The 15,948-nt window shown below is 65.8% G+C and carries 14 protein-coding genes; 10 read left to right on the top strand and 4 right to left on the bottom strand.

All coding sequences use genetic code 11. The features are described from left to right. Positions 1-103: 103 nt before the first annotated feature. Both Q0O97_RS12860 and Q0O97_RS12855 read right to left on the bottom strand, forming a co-directional pair. The gene (locus Q0O97_RS12860) at positions 104-559 is read right to left on the bottom strand and encodes a TonB-dependent receptor plug domain-containing protein (RefSeq protein WP_294929851.1); all 456 of its coding nucleotides are present in this window, start codon (positions 557-559) and stop codon (positions 104-106) included. Between the two features lie 182 nt (positions 560-741). Continuing rightward, positions 742-939 carry a hypothetical protein gene (locus tag Q0O97_RS12855; RefSeq protein WP_294929849.1) on the bottom strand — a complete coding sequence of 66 codons (198 nt, stop codon included), beginning with the start codon at positions 937-939 and terminating at the stop codon, positions 742-744. A gap of 328 nt (positions 940-1,267) precedes the next feature. Here Q0O97_RS12855 and Q0O97_RS12850 point away from each other — a divergent pair, with 328 nt between their 5' ends. The 7 genes from Q0O97_RS12850 (at position 1,268) to Q0O97_RS12820 (ending at position 10,057) form a co-directional block, all read left to right on the top strand. After that, positions 1,268-1,789, top strand: a complete 522-nt coding sequence (locus Q0O97_RS12850) for an RNA polymerase sigma factor (protein ID WP_294929846.1) — start codon at positions 1,268-1,270, stop codon at positions 1,787-1,789. A 144-nt stretch (positions 1,790-1,933) separates the two neighbouring features. Continuing rightward, positions 1,934-2,863, top strand: a complete 930-nt coding sequence (locus Q0O97_RS12845) for a FecR family protein (RefSeq protein WP_294929844.1) — start codon at positions 1,934-1,936, stop codon at positions 2,861-2,863. A gap of 128 nt (positions 2,864-2,991) precedes the next feature. After that, the gene (locus Q0O97_RS12840; protein ID WP_294929841.1) at positions 2,992-5,394 is read left to right on the top strand and encodes a TonB-dependent siderophore receptor; all 2,403 of its coding nucleotides are present in this window, start codon (positions 2,992-2,994) and stop codon (positions 5,392-5,394) included. Next, positions 5,388-6,185, top strand: a complete 798-nt coding sequence (locus tag Q0O97_RS12835; protein ID WP_294929827.1) for an ATP-binding cassette domain-containing protein — start codon at positions 5,388-5,390, stop codon at positions 6,183-6,185. Before Q0O97_RS12840 ends, Q0O97_RS12835 begins: the two co-directional genes overlap by 7 nt. Further along, positions 6,175-7,062 carry an iron-siderophore ABC transporter substrate-binding protein gene (locus tag Q0O97_RS12830; protein ID WP_294929857.1) on the top strand — a complete coding sequence of 296 codons (888 nt, stop codon included), beginning with the start codon at positions 6,175-6,177 and terminating at the stop codon, positions 7,060-7,062. Before Q0O97_RS12835 ends, Q0O97_RS12830 begins: the two co-directional genes overlap by 11 nt. After that, positions 7,059-8,999: a Fe(3+)-hydroxamate ABC transporter permease FhuB gene (gene fhuB, locus Q0O97_RS12825; RefSeq protein WP_294929824.1), complete on the top strand. Its 1,941-nt coding sequence runs from the start codon at positions 7,059-7,061 to the stop codon at positions 8,997-8,999. Before Q0O97_RS12830 ends, fhuB begins: the two co-directional genes overlap by 4 nt. Continuing rightward, positions 8,996-10,057 (top strand): siderophore-interacting protein, encoded by a 1,062-nt coding sequence (locus Q0O97_RS12820; protein WP_294929822.1) that lies wholly within the window; start codon positions 8,996-8,998, stop codon positions 10,055-10,057. The genes fhuB and Q0O97_RS12820 overlap by 4 nt, the downstream gene beginning before the upstream one ends. Before the next feature lie 317 nt (positions 10,058-10,374). On the opposite strand, the gene Q0O97_RS12815 is transcribed toward Q0O97_RS12820, so the two are convergent. Continuing rightward, the gene (locus Q0O97_RS12815; protein ID WP_294929819.1) at positions 10,375-11,073 is read right to left on the bottom strand and encodes a GntR family transcriptional regulator; all 699 of its coding nucleotides are present in this window, start codon (positions 11,071-11,073) and stop codon (positions 10,375-10,377) included. Positions 11,074-11,222: 149 nt separating this feature from the next. Next, a complete protein-coding gene (metC, locus tag Q0O97_RS12810; RefSeq protein WP_294929816.1) occupies positions 11,223-12,389 on the bottom strand; it encodes a cystathionine beta-lyase in 1,167 nt (388 codons plus the stop codon). Positions 12,390-12,530: 141 nt separating this feature from the next. Here metC and Q0O97_RS12805 point away from each other — a divergent pair, with 141 nt between their 5' ends. From Q0O97_RS12805 to Q0O97_RS12795, 3 genes are all read left to right on the top strand, one after another. Next, the gene (locus Q0O97_RS12805; RefSeq protein WP_294929854.1) at positions 12,531-13,562 is read left to right on the top strand and encodes an amino acid ABC transporter substrate-binding protein; all 1,032 of its coding nucleotides are present in this window, start codon (positions 12,531-12,533) and stop codon (positions 13,560-13,562) included. Between the two features lie 87 nt (positions 13,563-13,649). After that, positions 13,650-14,846 (top strand): ABC transporter permease subunit, encoded by a 1,197-nt coding sequence (locus tag Q0O97_RS12800; protein WP_294929813.1) that lies wholly within the window; start codon positions 13,650-13,652, stop codon positions 14,844-14,846. Between the two features lie 3 nt (positions 14,847-14,849). Further along, positions 14,850-15,941, top strand: a complete 1,092-nt coding sequence (locus Q0O97_RS12795; RefSeq protein ID WP_294929810.1) for an amino acid ABC transporter permease — start codon at positions 14,850-14,852, stop codon at positions 15,939-15,941. Positions 15,942-15,948 lie beyond the last annotated feature (7 nt).

Here is a 15,948-nt window from a genome sequence, read left to right as displayed (position 1 = left end):
CACGAGCGCGCCCATCCCTCACCCCACACCCCCCCCCCCCACACCCCCCCCCCCCCCCCCACAGGACCGAAGCCGGATCCGATTTCGACCTGCCCGGTGAAGCTCAGGTCCAGATAGTCGCGGGTGCCGTCGGTGATCCGCTCGGGGCTACGCGCGCCACGATCAGCATTTGCACCCGGTTGCCGCCGACATCGCGAATGGTGAAGCCGCCGGAGGTGTTGAACGGATCAGTCGCCGAGGTCTGGCGCTGGACCGTGACCCCCAGCGTATAGCGGACCAGTTTCTGCATGTCGTCCAGACCGCGCCGGTCGATCTCGTCCCCCTCGACCACCGAGACCGAGACCGCCACTTCGCGCGGGTCAGCCCGCTGACGGTCGGCGATCAGGGTAACGGTATCGAGGATGATGGGGCTTTGCCCGTCCTCGGGCAGGGTTTGCTGCCCATGTGCCGGGGCGCAGGCCAGCACAAGGGTCAGCGCCGTCGTCGCCCGAAATGCCTTGAATTGCCCATCGCTCCAGTCCTTTCCAGTAAGCTGTGGCTTGCTGGCCGAGGCTGGCATTGCGCAAAATTCCGCCCCCGTCGCCGGGTGAACATGATGGCCTGTGCCCCGTGGCATCTGTCGTCCGGGTGCCGTCAATTTCCGGTGCCATCAGTTCCGGCCAAGGAAAAAGGGCAGCCTTGCGACTACCCCCGGTCGGGTTGGCGGGGCCGGGAAGGCCCTGCCTCGGGCGGTGCGGCGGATCACTCTGCCGCGAAGGCGGTGGCGAACTTGCCGCACCAGTCGTTGTTCTTCACGACGGGCCAGAAGCCGCGGCTGTCGGCGTCCTTCTGGGTGACCGGCGGGTTGGCGCGGCACAGGCCTGCGTCGGAAAGCTGGCTGGCGGAATTGGCGGCATGATCTTCGTAGAACGCGCAGGCGTTGCAGGCGGCATGTGCCATGGCTGGCTCCTTTCGGGTGGCGGTTGCATGGATAGCTGGCTGGCGTGATGCTGGCTGGCGGTCTTGCAACCGATATACGCGCCGCCAATGGCCGGGTCAAGGGGAGATGCACAAAAAATCTCACATTATCAAATAGTTGACAAGTTTTCTAGGGTGTTTTCTCCCGACTGTTTTGCTAAGGATGGGCCTTTGGGGCCGCGGAGTGCGGTCACGAAGACATTGCCTGTCGATACGCAGACGGCTATGACCTGCCGGGACAGCCGAAAGCCATCACCTTCCCGCCCCGGCGGGGCGATCTTCAGCAACACTGGGTGGTGAGCGTTATCAGATGGGCACGGATCCGACCGCAATCGCCGCGCTTTATGCGGATGAGCGCCACCGGCTGCATCGGAGGTTTCAGCGGCGCGGTCTCTCGGGGCAGGCCGCATCCGATCTCGTGCAGGAAAGCTTTCTTCGCCTGCTGCGAAGGCCGACCGGGGAAATCCGCGATCTGCGTGCCTATCTCTATCGCGTGGCGGATTCGATCGAGGCGGATCTGTGGCGGCGCGATGCGCGCCTGCGTCGCTTGATCGCGCCGGGGATCCAGCCTGACGAGGATGTCGCCGATCCCGGCCCCACCGTCGAGGCGGGCCTGATCACGCGCGAGGAGCTGGCCGCACTTGGCCGCGCGCTCGACCACCTGCCGCCGCGTGCGCGCGAAGTGCTGGTCCTGCACAAGTTCGGGGGACTTACCTATGCCGAGATCGCCGCGCGGCTGGGGATCTCGCGCAATACCGTCATGGTTCATATGGTGAAGGCCCTGGGCGTCCTGCGCCGTCAACTTGTCGATCCGAGGCAGGGTTGCGACTAATTCCCTTTTCCCGCCCGTGCGTCTACATGCAGCGGGTCCCCCGTTGCGGCGGATATCTTGCAAAGCGGATCGTCGTGGATATGGCTTTTCCTTTTTCTGGCTTGGCCGGGTGGCCGGGTGGCCGTGGTGACGGGGCAGGACGACATGCATCCCTTGGATGAGGAGGCTGCCGGTTGGCTCGTTCTGCTGCACGACGACGCCGCCACCGACGAGGACCGGCGCCGCTTCCATATCTGGCTGGCGGCCGATCCCGCGCATCAACGTGCCTGGCAAGAGGTCGGGCGGCTTTGGGATGGGCTCGACCAGTTGGGTGAAACCCGCGCGGCGGGGGTGGTCGCGCTTGCCCCGTCCGCGCGGCGCGGGTTTTCCGGCTGGCGCATGCCGCTTGCCGCCGCTCTGGCGGTACTGTCCATCGGCCTTGGCTGGCAGATGCTGCCCACTGGCGTCCTGGCCGATTACCGTGCGGGTATCGGGGAACGCGAACTGGTGCAGCTTCAGGATGGCTCGACGGTCGAGCTTGGCACGGCCTCGGCGCTGGACGTGAACTTCTCGGACGGCAGGCGCGAGGTTCACCTGCTGGCGGGCGAGGCGTTCTTCACCGTCAGCCCCGATGCGGCCCGGCCCTTCGTGGTGCGCGCAGGCGGGGGCGAGGTGCTGGTGCGCGGCACGGCCTTCAACGTCAAGATCGGTGAGGAAACCCGCGTCGCGGTTGCCGAACATTCCGTCGAGGTAAGCGCCGGACCCATGCAGGGCGTCCCCGTGACCGAGGGCGAGGAGGTGCGCCTGACCACGCAAGGCGTTTCCGCCGCAGCCCTGGCGGATCTGGAAACGGTGCAGGCATGGCGCCACGACCGGCTGGTGTTCATCGACACGCCGCTGGACGAGGTGATCGCCGAACTTGGGCGCTACCGCCACGGTCATATTCGCCTGCTGGGCGGCGATCTGGGGCGGATGCGGGTAACGGCGGTCTTTGATGCCCGCGACCCGGATGCGGCGCTGGACACTATCGCAAGCGGTCTTGGCCTGCGGGTCTGGCGGGCCACGGGCCTGCTGGTCGGCCTGTCGAAAGGCTGAAGAAAAAAGCGTTTCCCGACTAATTACTTTTCCCGCTCCGGTCGTCTTCAGGTTCAGCGGGCCCGGAAAAGGGCCGGAACCTCGGGACGGAAGGGTGAATCGGGATGCGCGACGCAGCGGATATGAAAATGCAGGCAACAGTCCGGCGCGGGGTGGGAATCAGGGCGCTGCTGCTGGCCTGCTCGGCCCTGGTCGTGATGGGGCAGGCCGTGCCGGTGCTGGCGCAAGAGGCGGGACAGCGCGCCACCGCCACGCTGGACATTCCTGCGCAGCCGGTCGCCTCGGCGCTGGTAGCCTTTTCGCGCCAGACGGGGATCCAGGTCTTCGTGACCTCGGCCGATGCGGGCGATCACCGCTCGACCGCCATCAGCGGCCCGCTTGCACCTCCGGCGGCGCTGGCGCAGCTTCTGTCGGGGACCGGGCTGACCTACGATTTCACCAATGAAGGCACGGTGACCGTTTCCGCACCTGCCGAAGGCGCGCAATTGGCCGCCACGGACGGAATGATCGTGCTGAACACGATCTATATCCACGGCGCCGACGGCACCTGGGGTCCGGTCGAAGGCATCGTGGCCGAGCGCACCGGCACCGGCTCCAAGACCGATGCGGCGGTGATCGACATCCCGGCCTCTGTCTCGGTCGTCACCACGGATGAGATGAGGACACGCGGGGTCGAGGATCTGGACGGCGCGCTGAACTATACCTCGGGCGTGATGACCAACCTTTACGGCGCTGACGAACGTTACGACTTCTTCGCCATCCGAGGCTTCGACCAGACCACTTCGGGTGCCTATCGGGACGGGTTGCAGATGCGGGTCTACAATCTCGCCGGTGGCCGTGTCGAACCCTACGGGATGGAGCGGATCGAGGTGCTGAAAGGCTCGACCTCGACTCTTTATGGCGTGAACAATCCCGGCGGCATGGTGAACATGATCACCAAGCGCCCGTTGGACTACAAGTTCGGCGAGGTCTATGCGACGGCGGGCAAGGATCACCTGGAAGCCGGGGCCGATTTCGGCGGGCCGCTGGACGCTGCGGGGAACTGGACTTACCGTCTGACTACCAAGCGACAGGAATCGACACTGCCCAACGGCGTATCGAAGGACAATCGCTTTTATATCGCGCCCGCCTTGACCTGGAAGCCGACCGCCCGCACTTCCCTCACGCTTATGGCCGATTACAACGAGCGCGAGGGATCTAACCGCTACGGCATTCCGCTGGACTCCGGCATCGACCCCTGGACCTTCCTGGGCGAACCGGATTTCGAGGTGAATGATACGAAGGAATGGAACCTCGGCTATGCCTTCGAGCATGACTTCGGCAACGGGCTGGTGTTCCGCTCGCACGGGCGCTACAGCGATCTTGATCTGTTAAGCAAGAACGTCTACGCCGCCGGCAATCGCCATCCGAATGATGGCAGGCTGTCGTGGTATGTCGACGGCCACATGGTCCGCCGGTCGCTGGACGCCCATCTGCAATACGACGCAAGCTTCGGTCGCTTCGTCAGCCGCACCCTGTTCGGCCTCGACTATACCCGCGGCAATACCAACGAAGAGATCCGCAGCGGCGAGGCCGGTGGCGTCGGCGACATCTCGAACCCGATCTATTGCGGGACCGCCTGCATCACCCTGCGGCCGAACTACAAGCTGCTGGTCGACGAAGAGACATGGGGCGCCTATCTGCAAGAGGAACTGACCTTTGACGACCGCTGGATTCTGACGCTGGGCTTGCGTTACGATGAGATCAAGGCGAACTCGGTTCAGGACTACGGCTTCTTCCAGTTCGGCTCGCCAACTGACGAAACCGCGCTGACCAAGCGGGCGGGCCTGACCTACAGGATCAATTCCGGCCTGTCGGTTTATGGCACCTATTCCGAATCCTTCACCCCGGTCCTGCCGACCTATGCACGCATGTTCAGCGAAACCAAGCCGATGATGGGCGAGATGTTCGAGCTTGGCGCGAAATGGCAGCCCGCAGGCATGAACGCGCTGTTTTCGGCCGCTGCCTACGACCTGACCCAGACCAATGTGCCCTATTCGACGGGTAATTTCACCTGGGAACAGATCGGCAAGGTTCGCAGCCGGGGCGTCGAACTGGAAGGCAAGGCCGCACTGAACGAGCGCACCAACCTGACGCTGGCCTACAGCTATACCGATGCTGAAATCGTCCGGTCCGAGGGCGGCGGCTACGACGGCAACCGGCCGATGTCGATCCCGGAACATATGGCCTCGCTCTGGCTGGATCATACCTTGCCGGGCAATGCCGGAAGGGGCGATCTGACCCTTGGGGCGGGTGCGCGCCTTGTCGGCTCGCGCTATGCGGACCAGGCCAATAGCTTCAGGCTGGATTCGCATACCATATTCGACGCGGCCCTGCGCTATCAGGTCGCCGAAAGCACCGCCCTGTCGCTGAATGTCGAAAACCTTTTCGACAGGGAATATGTCAGCCATGCCGAGACCTGGAGCAACCCCGACACCGCCTTTTACGGCAACCCCCGCACCGTAAAGCTGACGCTGCGCCATACATGGTGACGCCGGACGAAGCGGCGGGCGAGGCCTTCCGGCTGGAAGGCGTCGGCCTGACCGTGGCGCGGGCTACGATCCTGCGCGATGTCACCCTGTCCTTTCCCCGGGCCAGGGTGACGGCGCTGGTCGGGCATAACGGTTCGGGCAAATCGACGCTGCTGCGGATCATGGCGCGGCAGGTCGCAGCCGGCACCGGGCGGGTGCTGTATGACGCGCACCCGGTGGCAGATTTCGTCGAACGGGCCTTTGCCCGCGAGGTTGCATGGTTGCCGCAGGATCCTGGCACCGGCGCCGACCTGACCGTGCGCGAGGTCGTCGCCTCGGGGCGCTATCCGTGGCACGGGCCGCTTGGCCGCTTTACCGACGCCGACCGGCAGAGGGTCGAGGACGCGCTGGCGGCCGTGCATCTGCAAGGTTTCGGCGAACGCCCGCTTGCCACCCTGTCGGGGGGTGAGCGGCAGCGGGCATGGCTGGGCATGCTGATCGCGCAGGACAGCAAATGCCTGCTGCTGGACGAACCGACCGCCGCGCTGGACATCGCCCATCAGGTCGAGGTCCTGTCCCTGATCCGCCGCCTGTCGCATGATCACGGGCTGGCGGTGGTCATCGTCATGCATGACATCAACATGGCCGCGCGCTTTTGCGACCTGATCCACGCGCTGAAGGCGGGCGAGGTGGCGGCAAGCGGCCCGCCCGCCCGCATCGTGACGCCCGAAGTGCTGCACCGGATCTATGGCATCGCGATGGATGTGCTGGTCCAGCCGGGCAGGGATGTGCCGATTGCCTGTGTCCGCTGACCCTCTCCGCCTGACCCGCCGGGGGCTTCTGGCGATGGCCCCGGCGGCGCTGCTGACGCCCGCGCTGGCCGCAGGGGCGCCGCGCGTCGTCAGCCTGGACTACGGGCTGGCCTCGACGCTGCTGGGGCTGGCCGTCACTCCGGTCGGGATCTCCGAACTCTCCGGCTGGAGGGATTGGGTGGTCGAACCCGCGATGCCGCCCAAGGTGGCGGAACTGGGCATCTCGACCGAGCCGAACCTGGAGATCCTGTCGGCGCTTGCCCCCGATCTGATCCTGGTCACGCCCTGGCTGGATGCACAGATCCCCCGACTGACGCAATTCGCCCCCGTTCTGCGGCTGGAGACCTTCATCTGGACCGGCCGCCCCATCCTCGACGCCTGCATCGCCGCGACGCAGACGCTGGCCGCCCGCATCGGCCGCGAGGCCGAGGCTCGCCACCTGCTGGCGGACATGGAGGCGCTGTTCGCCGATTGCCGCGCGCGCCTTGCGCGTCACGCCGGGCGCGCGGTGGTGCTGGCGCATTTCTGGGACGCGCGCCATGTCCGCATCAGCGCCGATCCCAGCCTGTTCAACGATGTGCTGCTGCGTATCGGGTTGCGCAACGCCTGGACCGAACCGACCGGGAACTGGGGCTTCCAGACCCTGCCGGTCGAGGCGCTTTCGCGCGTCACCGACCCCGGCGCGATGCTGCTGGTCTTCGACCCGCTGCCGCCCGGCACGTTTGAAACACTGGACCGCAGCCCGCTGTGGCGCGCGCTGCCGCTGGCGCAGCCGGAGCGTATCCGCCGGATGCCGCCGGTCCTGCTGCTGGGTATGGTGAACGAGGCAATGCGCTTCGCCCGGCTGGTGACAGAGGCGGTGGAGGCGGACGCATGACCTGGGGCATGACCCGCCGCCTTGGCCCGATCCTCGTGCTGGCACTTGGCATCGCGCTGCTGCTATGGCTGCTGGTCGCGGCGCCCCTGAGCGCACAGGCGGCGCCGGGCTATGATCCGGTGAAGATGCGGCTTTACCATTCCACGCTGCCGCGCCTTGCCACGGCGGTGATCGCGGGTTTCGCGCTGTCGCTGGCCGGGGCGCTGTTCCAGCAGGTGCTGCGCAATCCGCTGGCTTCGCCAACCACGCTGGGGATATCGGCGGGCGCGCATCTGGCGTTGGTGGTCGCGACGCTGTTCTTTCCCGCGCATCTGGGCCTTGGCCGCGACGCGGTGGCGCTGCTGGGCAGCGCGCTGGTCGCCGGGCTGATCATGGCGCTTGGCGCGAGGCGCGGGTTCTCGCCGCTGTCGCTGGTGCTGTCGGGGCTGGTGGTCAGCCTGTGGTGCGGGGCGCTGGCTGCGATCCTGGCCTATCTGAACGACCGCAGCATGGTCAGCCTGTTCATCTGGGGTGCCGGTTCGCTGTCGATGCAAAGCTGGCAGATCCCGCTGGCGCTTGGCTGGAAGGTCGGGCTGCTGGCGCTGTGCTGCCTGCCGCTGCTGAGACCGCTGTCGCTGATGGATCTGGGCGATGGCGCTGCCGCCTCGCTCGGGGTGCGGCTGACGCGCATCCGGCTGGCCGCGCTGGCCGTCGCGGTGGCGCTGTCGGCGCTGGTGACCAGTGCGGTCGGGGTGATCGGCTTCATCGGGCTTGTCGCCCCGGTTCTGGCGCGGCTGCTGGGCGCGCGAGGGTCACCGGTGTTCCTGCTGACCTCCGGCCTGATCGGGGCGGCGTTGCTGCTGGTCACCGACACGGCGATCCAGCTTGCCGCCGGTCAGTTCAGCGACCTGCTGCCGACGGGGGCGATCACGGCGGTCTTCGGCTCGCCCTTGCTGCTGGTGCTGCTGCCCCGGCTGAAGATCCGGCACCGGGTGATCGGCGGGGCGGTCGCGCCGCCGCAGCGAATGCCCCGGTTTGCGCTGGTGCTGGCCGCGTTGCCGTTGATGGTGGTTGTGGCGGTCCTGCTGGGCCGGGACGCGGGCGGGGCATGGGTCATGGGCACCGAAATGGCTGCCCTGCGCCTGCCGCGCGTGATGACCGCGCTGGCCGCAGGCGCGATGCTGGCCGTCGCGGGGGTGCTGCTGCAACGGCTGACCGGCAACGAGATGGCCAGCCCCGAGGTCCTGGGTATCAGCGCCGGCGCCACGCTTGGCCTTGCGGCAAGCCTGTTCGTGCTGGCCTCGCCCGGCCTGCCCGTGCAACTGGGCTTTGCCGGGGCGGGGGCCTGCGCGGTGCTGGCGGTGATCCTGCTGGCCACTCGCCGCACGGCGCTGGCGCCCGAGCGGGTGCTGCTGGCAGGCATCGCGCTTGGCGCGCTGGTCGATGCGCTGTCGGGGCTGCTGGCTGCGACGGGCGATCCGCGCGCGCTGGCGCTGCTGCGCTGGATGAGCGGCTCGACCTACAATGCCGCGCCGGGCAGCGCCATGTTGCTTTGCGCGGCCGCCGTGGCGCTAGCCCTGCCCGCACTGGCCGCGCGCCGGTGGCTGGACCTGCTGCCGCTTGGTCCCGCACTCGCCGGGGCGCTTGGCGTGCCGGTGGGCCGCGCGCGTCTGGGACTGTTCGCGCTGGCCGGTGCGCTCAGCGCGGTGGCGACGCTGGGGATCGGACCGCTCAGCTTCGTGGGGCTGATGGCGCCGCATCTGGCGCGCGAGGCCGGGCTGCGCCGCGCCTTGCCGCAAACGGTTGGGGCTGCGCTGATCGGGGCCGCGCTGATGGTCGGGGCCGATTGGCTGGGCCGGGTGCTGCTGTTCCCCTGGCAGATCCCCGCCGGGCTGGTGGCGGCACTGATGGGCGCGCCCTTCCTGATCTTCCTTCTCTTCAGACGAGGCCGGACATGACCGAAACGACATTCCGCAACCGCGCCGTGGTCGTGCTGGACGACGCCGGGCGCGTGCTGGACGAGTTGCTGGACCATATGAGCGAACACGCGACCGTGACGCGCACGGATGACGGCGCGCGGCTGGAAAGCCCCTTCGGCACGGTCGATATCCTGCGGCTGTCGGAAACGGTCCTGGTCGATGTCGTCGCGCCCTCGGTCGAAATCCTCGCCCTGATCCGCGCCTTCATCGCCGAGCATGTGTTCGAGTTCGCGGGCGAGGGCACCCGGATCGACTGGTCGGGCGACGGGCTGGGCGACAGCCTGCCGCCGCAGTTCCGCCTGCTTCGCGTGACCGATGCCTTCGATCTGACGCCTCGGATGCGGCGCGTGGTTTTCGCCTGCGACACGCGCGGGCTGGATGCGCCCGATGCGGGCTATCACATCCGCTTGCTGCTGCCACCCGAGGGGCGCGAACCGCGCTGGCCGGTCCAGCGGGCCGACGGGCGTCTGGACTGGCCGCAGGGCAAGGACGCGCTGGTCAGCCGCGTCTATACGATCCGCGAGGTGAATGCCGATGCCGGGACCATCGCGATAGATTTCGTGCTGCACGAGGGCGGGGCCTCGCCCGGCGCCGATTTCGCGCGCCGCGCGCAGGTGGGCAATGTCGTTGGGCTGATGGGGCCGGGCGGCGACGGTCGCCCCGAGGGCCGACGCCTTCTGCTGCTGGGCGACGAGGCCGCGCTGCCCGCCATCGCCCGCATGATCGCCGAAATGCCCGCCGCAACGGAAATCGACGCCTTTATCGAGGTGACCGATGCGGCAGAGGAGCAAGCCCTGACCGGCCCGGCCCGGCTGGCGCTGACATGGCTGCACCGTGGCGGGACCCCGGCGGAACGCTCGACCCTGCTGGACGAGACGCTGGCGGCGCGGCTGGCGGGCGGCGATCTGCCCGCCGATTTCGTCTGGGCGGGCTGCGAGAAGGCCGTCGCTGCGCGGCTTCGCAAGGCCCTGCTGTCGCACCACCCCAACCGGAAGAAGCCCCTTCGCGTCTATGCGTATTGGAGCAGGACCCCCTGAACCGGGCTATGGGGTGGACCAGCCCGCTTCACGGCTGGAAAGCCCGTGGCAAAAACCTGGTCCATGATCGTGCAGGCGGTCTTGCAGCGTGACGGGGATCGCGTCGCTCGGGATGGGCGTCAACACATCCTGGCACGTTCCGCCCTGCTCGGGGCCAAAGGTCGAATCACCAGCCGCGTTCCGCCGATCAACTGCGCATGATAGCGGGGTGCTGCACCCGCCCGTTCCCGCCACATTCGGCCATGACCCTTGCCGCGGCTGCCGCAGTTCGGAGATCTCAACGCGAAACCAGAGACGCCTCCGACGCAAGGCCACCGCTATTTCCCATCGTGGCATTCCAGGCTGTAGAGCATGCGATGCTGCTGCGAACTGCGGATATGCGCGCGCGCGGCCTTTTCCGCGGCCTCGCGGTCGCGGGCCAGCAGCGCCTCGACGATGGCGCGGTGTTCGGCGGCGGCGGCGCTTGCGCGGTCACCCTTGTCCAGCAGGCTGGGCAACAGCGACATGGTCAGCGCCAGTTGCGACAGGCTGCGCAGCAGATAGCGGTTATGCGCGGCCAGCATCATCAGCCGATGGAAGTTGCGGTTGATGTCCAGCAATGTCGGAATGTCGTCCAGCGAGGACATTTCCTTATTGCTCAGTTCCTCGAGCATCGACAGCTCGATGTCGCTGGCACCTTGCGCGGCAAGGCGCGCCGTGGCCCCTTCCAGAATTTCGCGCATGAAATACAGTTCGACCACTTGCTGATGGCTCAGGACCGTGACCACAAGGCCCCGCCGCGGCTCATTGGTCAGCAGCCCGTCGGCTTCCAGCCGCGAAATCGCATCGCGGACCGGCGTGCGCGAAACACCGAACCGCTTGGCAAGATCCACCTCGGTGACGCGGTCGCCGACGCGCAGGGCGCCTGCCGCGATCTCCTTGCGCACAAGTTCGTAGATATCCGATACCAGATCGCCAGAGGCCGAAACCGTGCGAAGCCGAGGGCGGGATACAGTTTCGGCCTTCTCACGGGGCATGCTGTTTCATTCTCGTGTTTGTGGAATGGCAGGTAATATGTTCTTTATAGGCGCAGGCTTGAGGCGATGGCAACAAGCCCGCGCTGCCGCCGACAGTTGTTCCTGCGTGATCCTGTTTCCACGGATTGCCGATGCGGCAGATGAGTCTGTCACGCGCGCAGCCGGTCGAAACCCATTCGCAACTCGGAAATCAGGTCGGCAGGATCTTCAAGCCCGACATGCAGGCGAACGGTCTGGCCGCCGGGATTCCATTCGGTCGCAGTGCGATAGACCGAGGGATTGCTGGGCACGATCAGGCTTTCGAAACCACCCCAACTGGACCCCATGCCAAATAGCGAGAACCCGTCGAACATCCGCGCCAGCGCGTCATGGTCGACCGGCTTCATCACGAAGCCGAACAGGCCCGACGCCCCGGTGAAATATTTCTTCCACATCCGATGGCCGGGGTCCTGGGGAAGGGCGGGATGCATGACGCGCAGCACTTCGGGTTGTTCCAGCAGCCAGTTCGCGACCTCGATCCCACTGGCATGGTGGTGGTTCATGCGAACGCCAAGGGTGCGCAACCCCCGCAGGGCCAGATAGGCATCGTCCGAACTGACGCAGATACCAAAACGCAGATAGGTTTCGCGCAGACGGTCGTAGACGGCGGCGCTGCACGCGATGGTGCCCAGCATCACGTCGGAATGCCCCGAAATATACTTGGTGCCCGCCTGCAAGGAAATATCCGCCCCTTGCGCGATCGGCTGGCAGAAGTAGCCTCCGCTCCAGGTGTTGTCGATCGCGGTCGCGATACCGTGGCGGCGGGCCGTTTCGGTGATCGCGGCGACGTCCTGGACCTCGAAGGTCTGCGAGCCGGGCGATTCCATCCAGATCAGCTTCGTTTCGGGACGAATCAGCGATTCGATTCCCGCGCCGATGGCCGGGTCGTAATAGGTCGTCTCGATTCCGAACTTGCGCAGCGTGAATTCGCAGAACTTGCGCGTCGGGCCATAGGAACTGTCGGTCACAAGGAAATGCGCCCCCGGCTCGGCATAGCTCATCAGGACGACGCTGATCGCGCTGACACCCGAGGGTGCGACAAGGGTGCGCTCCGATCCCTCGAGGGCGCAGATCGCATCTTCAAGCGCATGGGTCGTGGGTGTTCCACGACGCCCATAGCGCAGCTTGGCGCCCTCCTTCGCTTCCAGCGCAGCCAGATTCGGAAACAGGATCGTCGAGGCGCGGTATACGGGCGTATTGACCATGCCGAAATGTTCGGCAGGCGCGCGACCGCTGTGGGTTACGCGCGTGTCCAGACGGAGATTTTTATCCTTCATGGCAGAGCTTCCCTAGAGTTTTGTTCTCTGTTGAATACTTTCAAATGCACATGTATACAAGAGAACACGGAAGTTGATAGAGGCATGGGCACAAGACCCGCCCGGCCCTTCCAGCACAGAGAGGAGATTGGGTTGAACAAGATGAAAACTGCCGGTTTGTCCGCTGTCGCAGGTCTTGCGTTTGCCGTTGCAAGCGCCCCGGTGGCCAATGCCGATTCCGGCGATACGCTTGCCGCCGTCAAGGCGCGGGGCGAAATCCTTTGCGGCGTGCATCCGGCGCGTCACGGCTTTGCCGCGCCCGACAGCCGTGGTGCGTGGAGCGGGTTCGAGGTCGATTACTGCTTTGCGCTCTCGGCTGCGATCTTCGGCGATCCCTCGAAGGTGCGTTTCGTCGCGCTGTCCTCGCAACAGCGCTTTCCGGCGATCCAGTCGGGCGAAGTCGACGTGCTGCCCCGCAACGTCACCGCGACGCTCAGCCGCGACACGGCGCTGGGCCTGAACTTCACGCCACCGATCTTCTACACCGGCACGGGCTTTCTGGTGCGTGCCGAAGACGGAATCGAAGATATCGAGGACATGGACGGTGCCACCATCTGCATGGCCCCCGGTTCGACGACCGAGCGCAACGTGGCCCAGATCTTCGCCGCGCGCGGCATGAACTATACGCCGGTCGTGATCGAGAACAACAAGCAGTTGGTCGATGCCTATGTCACCGGCCGCTGCGATGCGCTGACCAAGGACAAGGCGGCACTTCCCGGTGTGCGCGCCTTCGATACGCAGGACCCGTCCGAACATGTCCTGCTGCCCGGCATCTTTTCCAAGGAACCGCTGGCAATGGCCGTCCGTCAGGGCGATGACCAATGGTACGACCTTGTGAAATGGGTGGTCTACGCCACCTTCAACGCCGAGGAACTGGGCGTCAGCCAGGCCAATGTCGATGAGATGATGTCCTCGGACGATCCCGACATCCAGACCCTGCTGGGCGTGATCGGCGACAATGGTGCCAAGCTGGGCGTGGGCAACGACTGGGCCTATAACATCGTCAAGCATGTGGGGAACTATGAAGACATCTACATGCGCCACTTCGGCCCCGACAGCCCGGTCGCGCTGGAACGCGACCTGAACAAGCTGTGGACCGAAGGCGGGGTGCTTTACGGCTTTCCGATGCACTAGGCCCGAACGGCCCCCTTCCATGCCGTCCGCGTCCGGTTTGCGCGACGTGGGCGGCCCAAGCCTCACGACGACCTTCGGGGACACTCCATGACTGATGCCACTCCGGCCAGAGGCGGAAAGCGTCCCGCCAAGGGACTGAAGGACATTCTCAACAGCGAAAGCTTCCGCTCGGCGATTTATCAGATCGCATTGGGCGCCGCCGTCGTCCTTCTTGGCCTGTATCTTTATCAGAACGTAGTCGAGAACCTGCAACGCCAGAACATCGCCACCGGCTTCGGCTTCCTGGGCGAGGTCTCGCAGTTCCAGATCGGCGAAAGGCTGATCGAATATTCGCCGCGCGACACCTATGGCCGTGCGTTGATCGTCGGCCTGCTGAACACGCTGACCGTTTCCGCCGCGGGCATCGTGGTCGCCACCGTCATCGGCTTTTCAGTCGGTATCGCGCGGGTTTCCAGCAACTGGCTGCTGCAACGCATCGCCTTGGGCTATGTCGAGATCGTGCGCAACATTCCCGTGATCCTTCAGGTGATCTTCTGGGCCGCCGTGATCCGCAACCTGCCTGCCCCCCGCAACGCGGTCGAACTGTTCGGGCTGGGCTTCATCAGCAATCGCGGGTTGGCCTTCGCGGTGCCCGTAGCCGATCCCGCGCATCTGTGGATGGGTCTGGCGCTTCTGGCCGGAATCGTGCTGACGGTGATCGGCACGCGCCTGGCGCGGCGGCACCGTGAGAAAACCGGCAGATACGTCGATATGCTATGGCCCGGCCTTGGCATGATCTTCGGCCTGCCTTTGCTGGTCTGGCTGCTGTCGGGCGCGCCTCATGTCATCGACTTTCCCGAGCGCCAGGGCTTCAGCTTCAGCGGGGGTGCCACGATCAGCCCCGAATTCGTGGCCCTGATGCTGGGGATTTCGCTGTATTCCTCGGGCTTCATCGCCGAGATCGTCCGCGCCGGCATCCAGGCGACGCCCAAGGGCCAGGTCGAGGCCGCCCGTTCGATCTCGCTCCGCCCGCGCTTCATCCTGCGTTACGTCGTTCTGCCGCAGGCGCTGCGCGTCATCGTGCCGCCACTGACCAGCCAATATGTCAGCCTTAGCAAGAACAGCTCGATCGCGGTCGTCGTCGGCTATCCCGATCTGGTCAATATCGGCAACACCGTGATGAACCAGACCGGACAGGCGGTCGAGGCCATCGCCGTGATGATGCTGGTCTACCTGATCATCAGCCTGGTCACTTCGACCCTGATGAACATCTACAACCGCCTCGTGGCGATCAAGGAGCGGTAAGTCATGGCTGCGACATCCCGAACCACGACCTACGATCCCGACGCCCGCATGGCGCCCGGTCCGTGGCTGAAACGCAATCTGTTCAACTCGGTCGGGCAAACCGCCCTGACCATCGTCACGGCCCTGATCCTGCTGCGCTGCCTATGGGCCTTGCTGGGCTGGGGGGTCTTCAACGCCGTCTGGTATACGACCGATCCCGACGTCTGCCGCGCGGCGACCGGGGCCTGCTGGGCGGTGATCGTCGAAAAGCACCGGCCCATGCTGTTCGGACTTTATCCGTATGACGAACATTGGCGGCTGGCGCTGATGATGGCGATCTATCTGGCCACCGTCGTGCTGTCGCTGTGGCCCCGTTGCTGGAACCTGCGCTTGCTGGTGCCGCTGTGGATCGTCGCGGCGCTGTCGATCGGCATCCTGATGTTCGGCGGCGTCTTTGGCCTGCGCTTCGTGCCGACCGCGGATTGGGGCGGGTTGCCGCTGACCATGCTGCTGTTCACGGGCACCGTCCTGATCGGCATGCCCGTCGCCGTCCTTCTGGCGCTTGGCCGCCGCGCACCGCTGCCGGTCGCCAGGGGCGTTTCGGTCGTCTTCATCGAGGCGTTGCGCGGCGTGCCGCTGATCACCATCCTGTTCGTGGCGGTGAACGTGTTCCCGCTGTTCCTGCCGGCGGGGATGGAGGTCAACCGGCTGCTGCGCATCACGGTGGGCATCGCGATCTTCTTCGCCTGCTATCAGGCCGAGGTCATTCGCGGCGGCTTGCAAGCCATCCCGCGCGGCCAATACGAGGCGGCAGCCTCGATCAACCTGGGCTATTGGCAGACCACGCGGCACATCATCCTGCCGCAGGCGCTGCGCATCTGCCTGCCCGCAATCACCAACCACATCATCGCCGCGATGAAGAACACGTCCTTCGTCATCATCATCGGGCTTTTCGACATCCTGACCGCAACCACGGCCGTCATGCAGGACCCGCTTTGGCGTTCGTTCTATGTCGAGGCCTATCTGTTCGTGGCGGGGGTCTATCTGTTCTTCGGTTATGCGCTGTCGGTTTACGCACGCCAGCTGGAAAAATGGATCGCCGAAGGGCGCATCTAGAACGGCA

It is taken from the genome of uncultured Paracoccus sp. (genome assembly GCF_945915435.1).
Taxonomy (GTDB): Bacteria; Pseudomonadota; Alphaproteobacteria; order Rhodobacterales; family Rhodobacteraceae; genus Paracoccus.
The sequence above is the reverse complement of the archived record's forward strand: the minus strand, read 5'-3'. Positions and strand labels throughout refer to the sequence as shown.

Coding starts and splice junctions, on each gene's coding strand:
- Q0O97_RS12860 (WP_294929851.1), bottom strand. CDS start 559: ATGCCAGCCTCGGCCAGCAAGCCACAGCTTACTGGAAAGGACTGGAGC.
- Q0O97_RS12855 (WP_294929849.1), bottom strand. CDS start 939: ATGGCACATGCCGCCTGCAACGCCTGCGCGTTCTACGAAGATCATGCC.
- Q0O97_RS12850 (WP_294929846.1), top strand. CDS start 1,268: ATGGGCACGGATCCGACCGCAATCGCCGCGCTTTATGCGGATGAGCGC.
- Q0O97_RS12845 (WP_294929844.1), top strand. CDS start 1,934: ATGCATCCCTTGGATGAGGAGGCTGCCGGTTGGCTCGTTCTGCTGCAC.
- Q0O97_RS12840 (WP_294929841.1), top strand. CDS start 2,992: ATGCAGGCAACAGTCCGGCGCGGGGTGGGAATCAGGGCGCTGCTGCTG.
- Q0O97_RS12835 (WP_294929827.1), top strand. CDS start 5,388: ATGGTGACGCCGGACGAAGCGGCGGGCGAGGCCTTCCGGCTGGAAGGC.
- fhuB (WP_294929824.1), top strand. CDS start 7,059: ATGACCTGGGGCATGACCCGCCGCCTTGGCCCGATCCTCGTGCTGGCA.
- Q0O97_RS12820 (WP_294929822.1), top strand. CDS start 8,996: ATGACCGAAACGACATTCCGCAACCGCGCCGTGGTCGTGCTGGACGAC.
- Q0O97_RS12815 (WP_294929819.1), bottom strand. CDS start 11,073: ATGCCCCGTGAGAAGGCCGAAACTGTATCCCGCCCTCGGCTTCGCACG.
- metC (WP_294929816.1), bottom strand. CDS start 12,389: ATGAAGGATAAAAATCTCCGTCTGGACACGCGCGTAACCCACAGCGGT.
- Q0O97_RS12805 (WP_294929854.1), top strand. CDS start 12,531: ATGAAAACTGCCGGTTTGTCCGCTGTCGCAGGTCTTGCGTTTGCCGTT.
- Q0O97_RS12800 (WP_294929813.1), top strand. CDS start 13,650: ATGACTGATGCCACTCCGGCCAGAGGCGGAAAGCGTCCCGCCAAGGGA.
- Q0O97_RS12795 (WP_294929810.1), top strand. CDS start 14,850: ATGGCTGCGACATCCCGAACCACGACCTACGATCCCGACGCCCGCATG.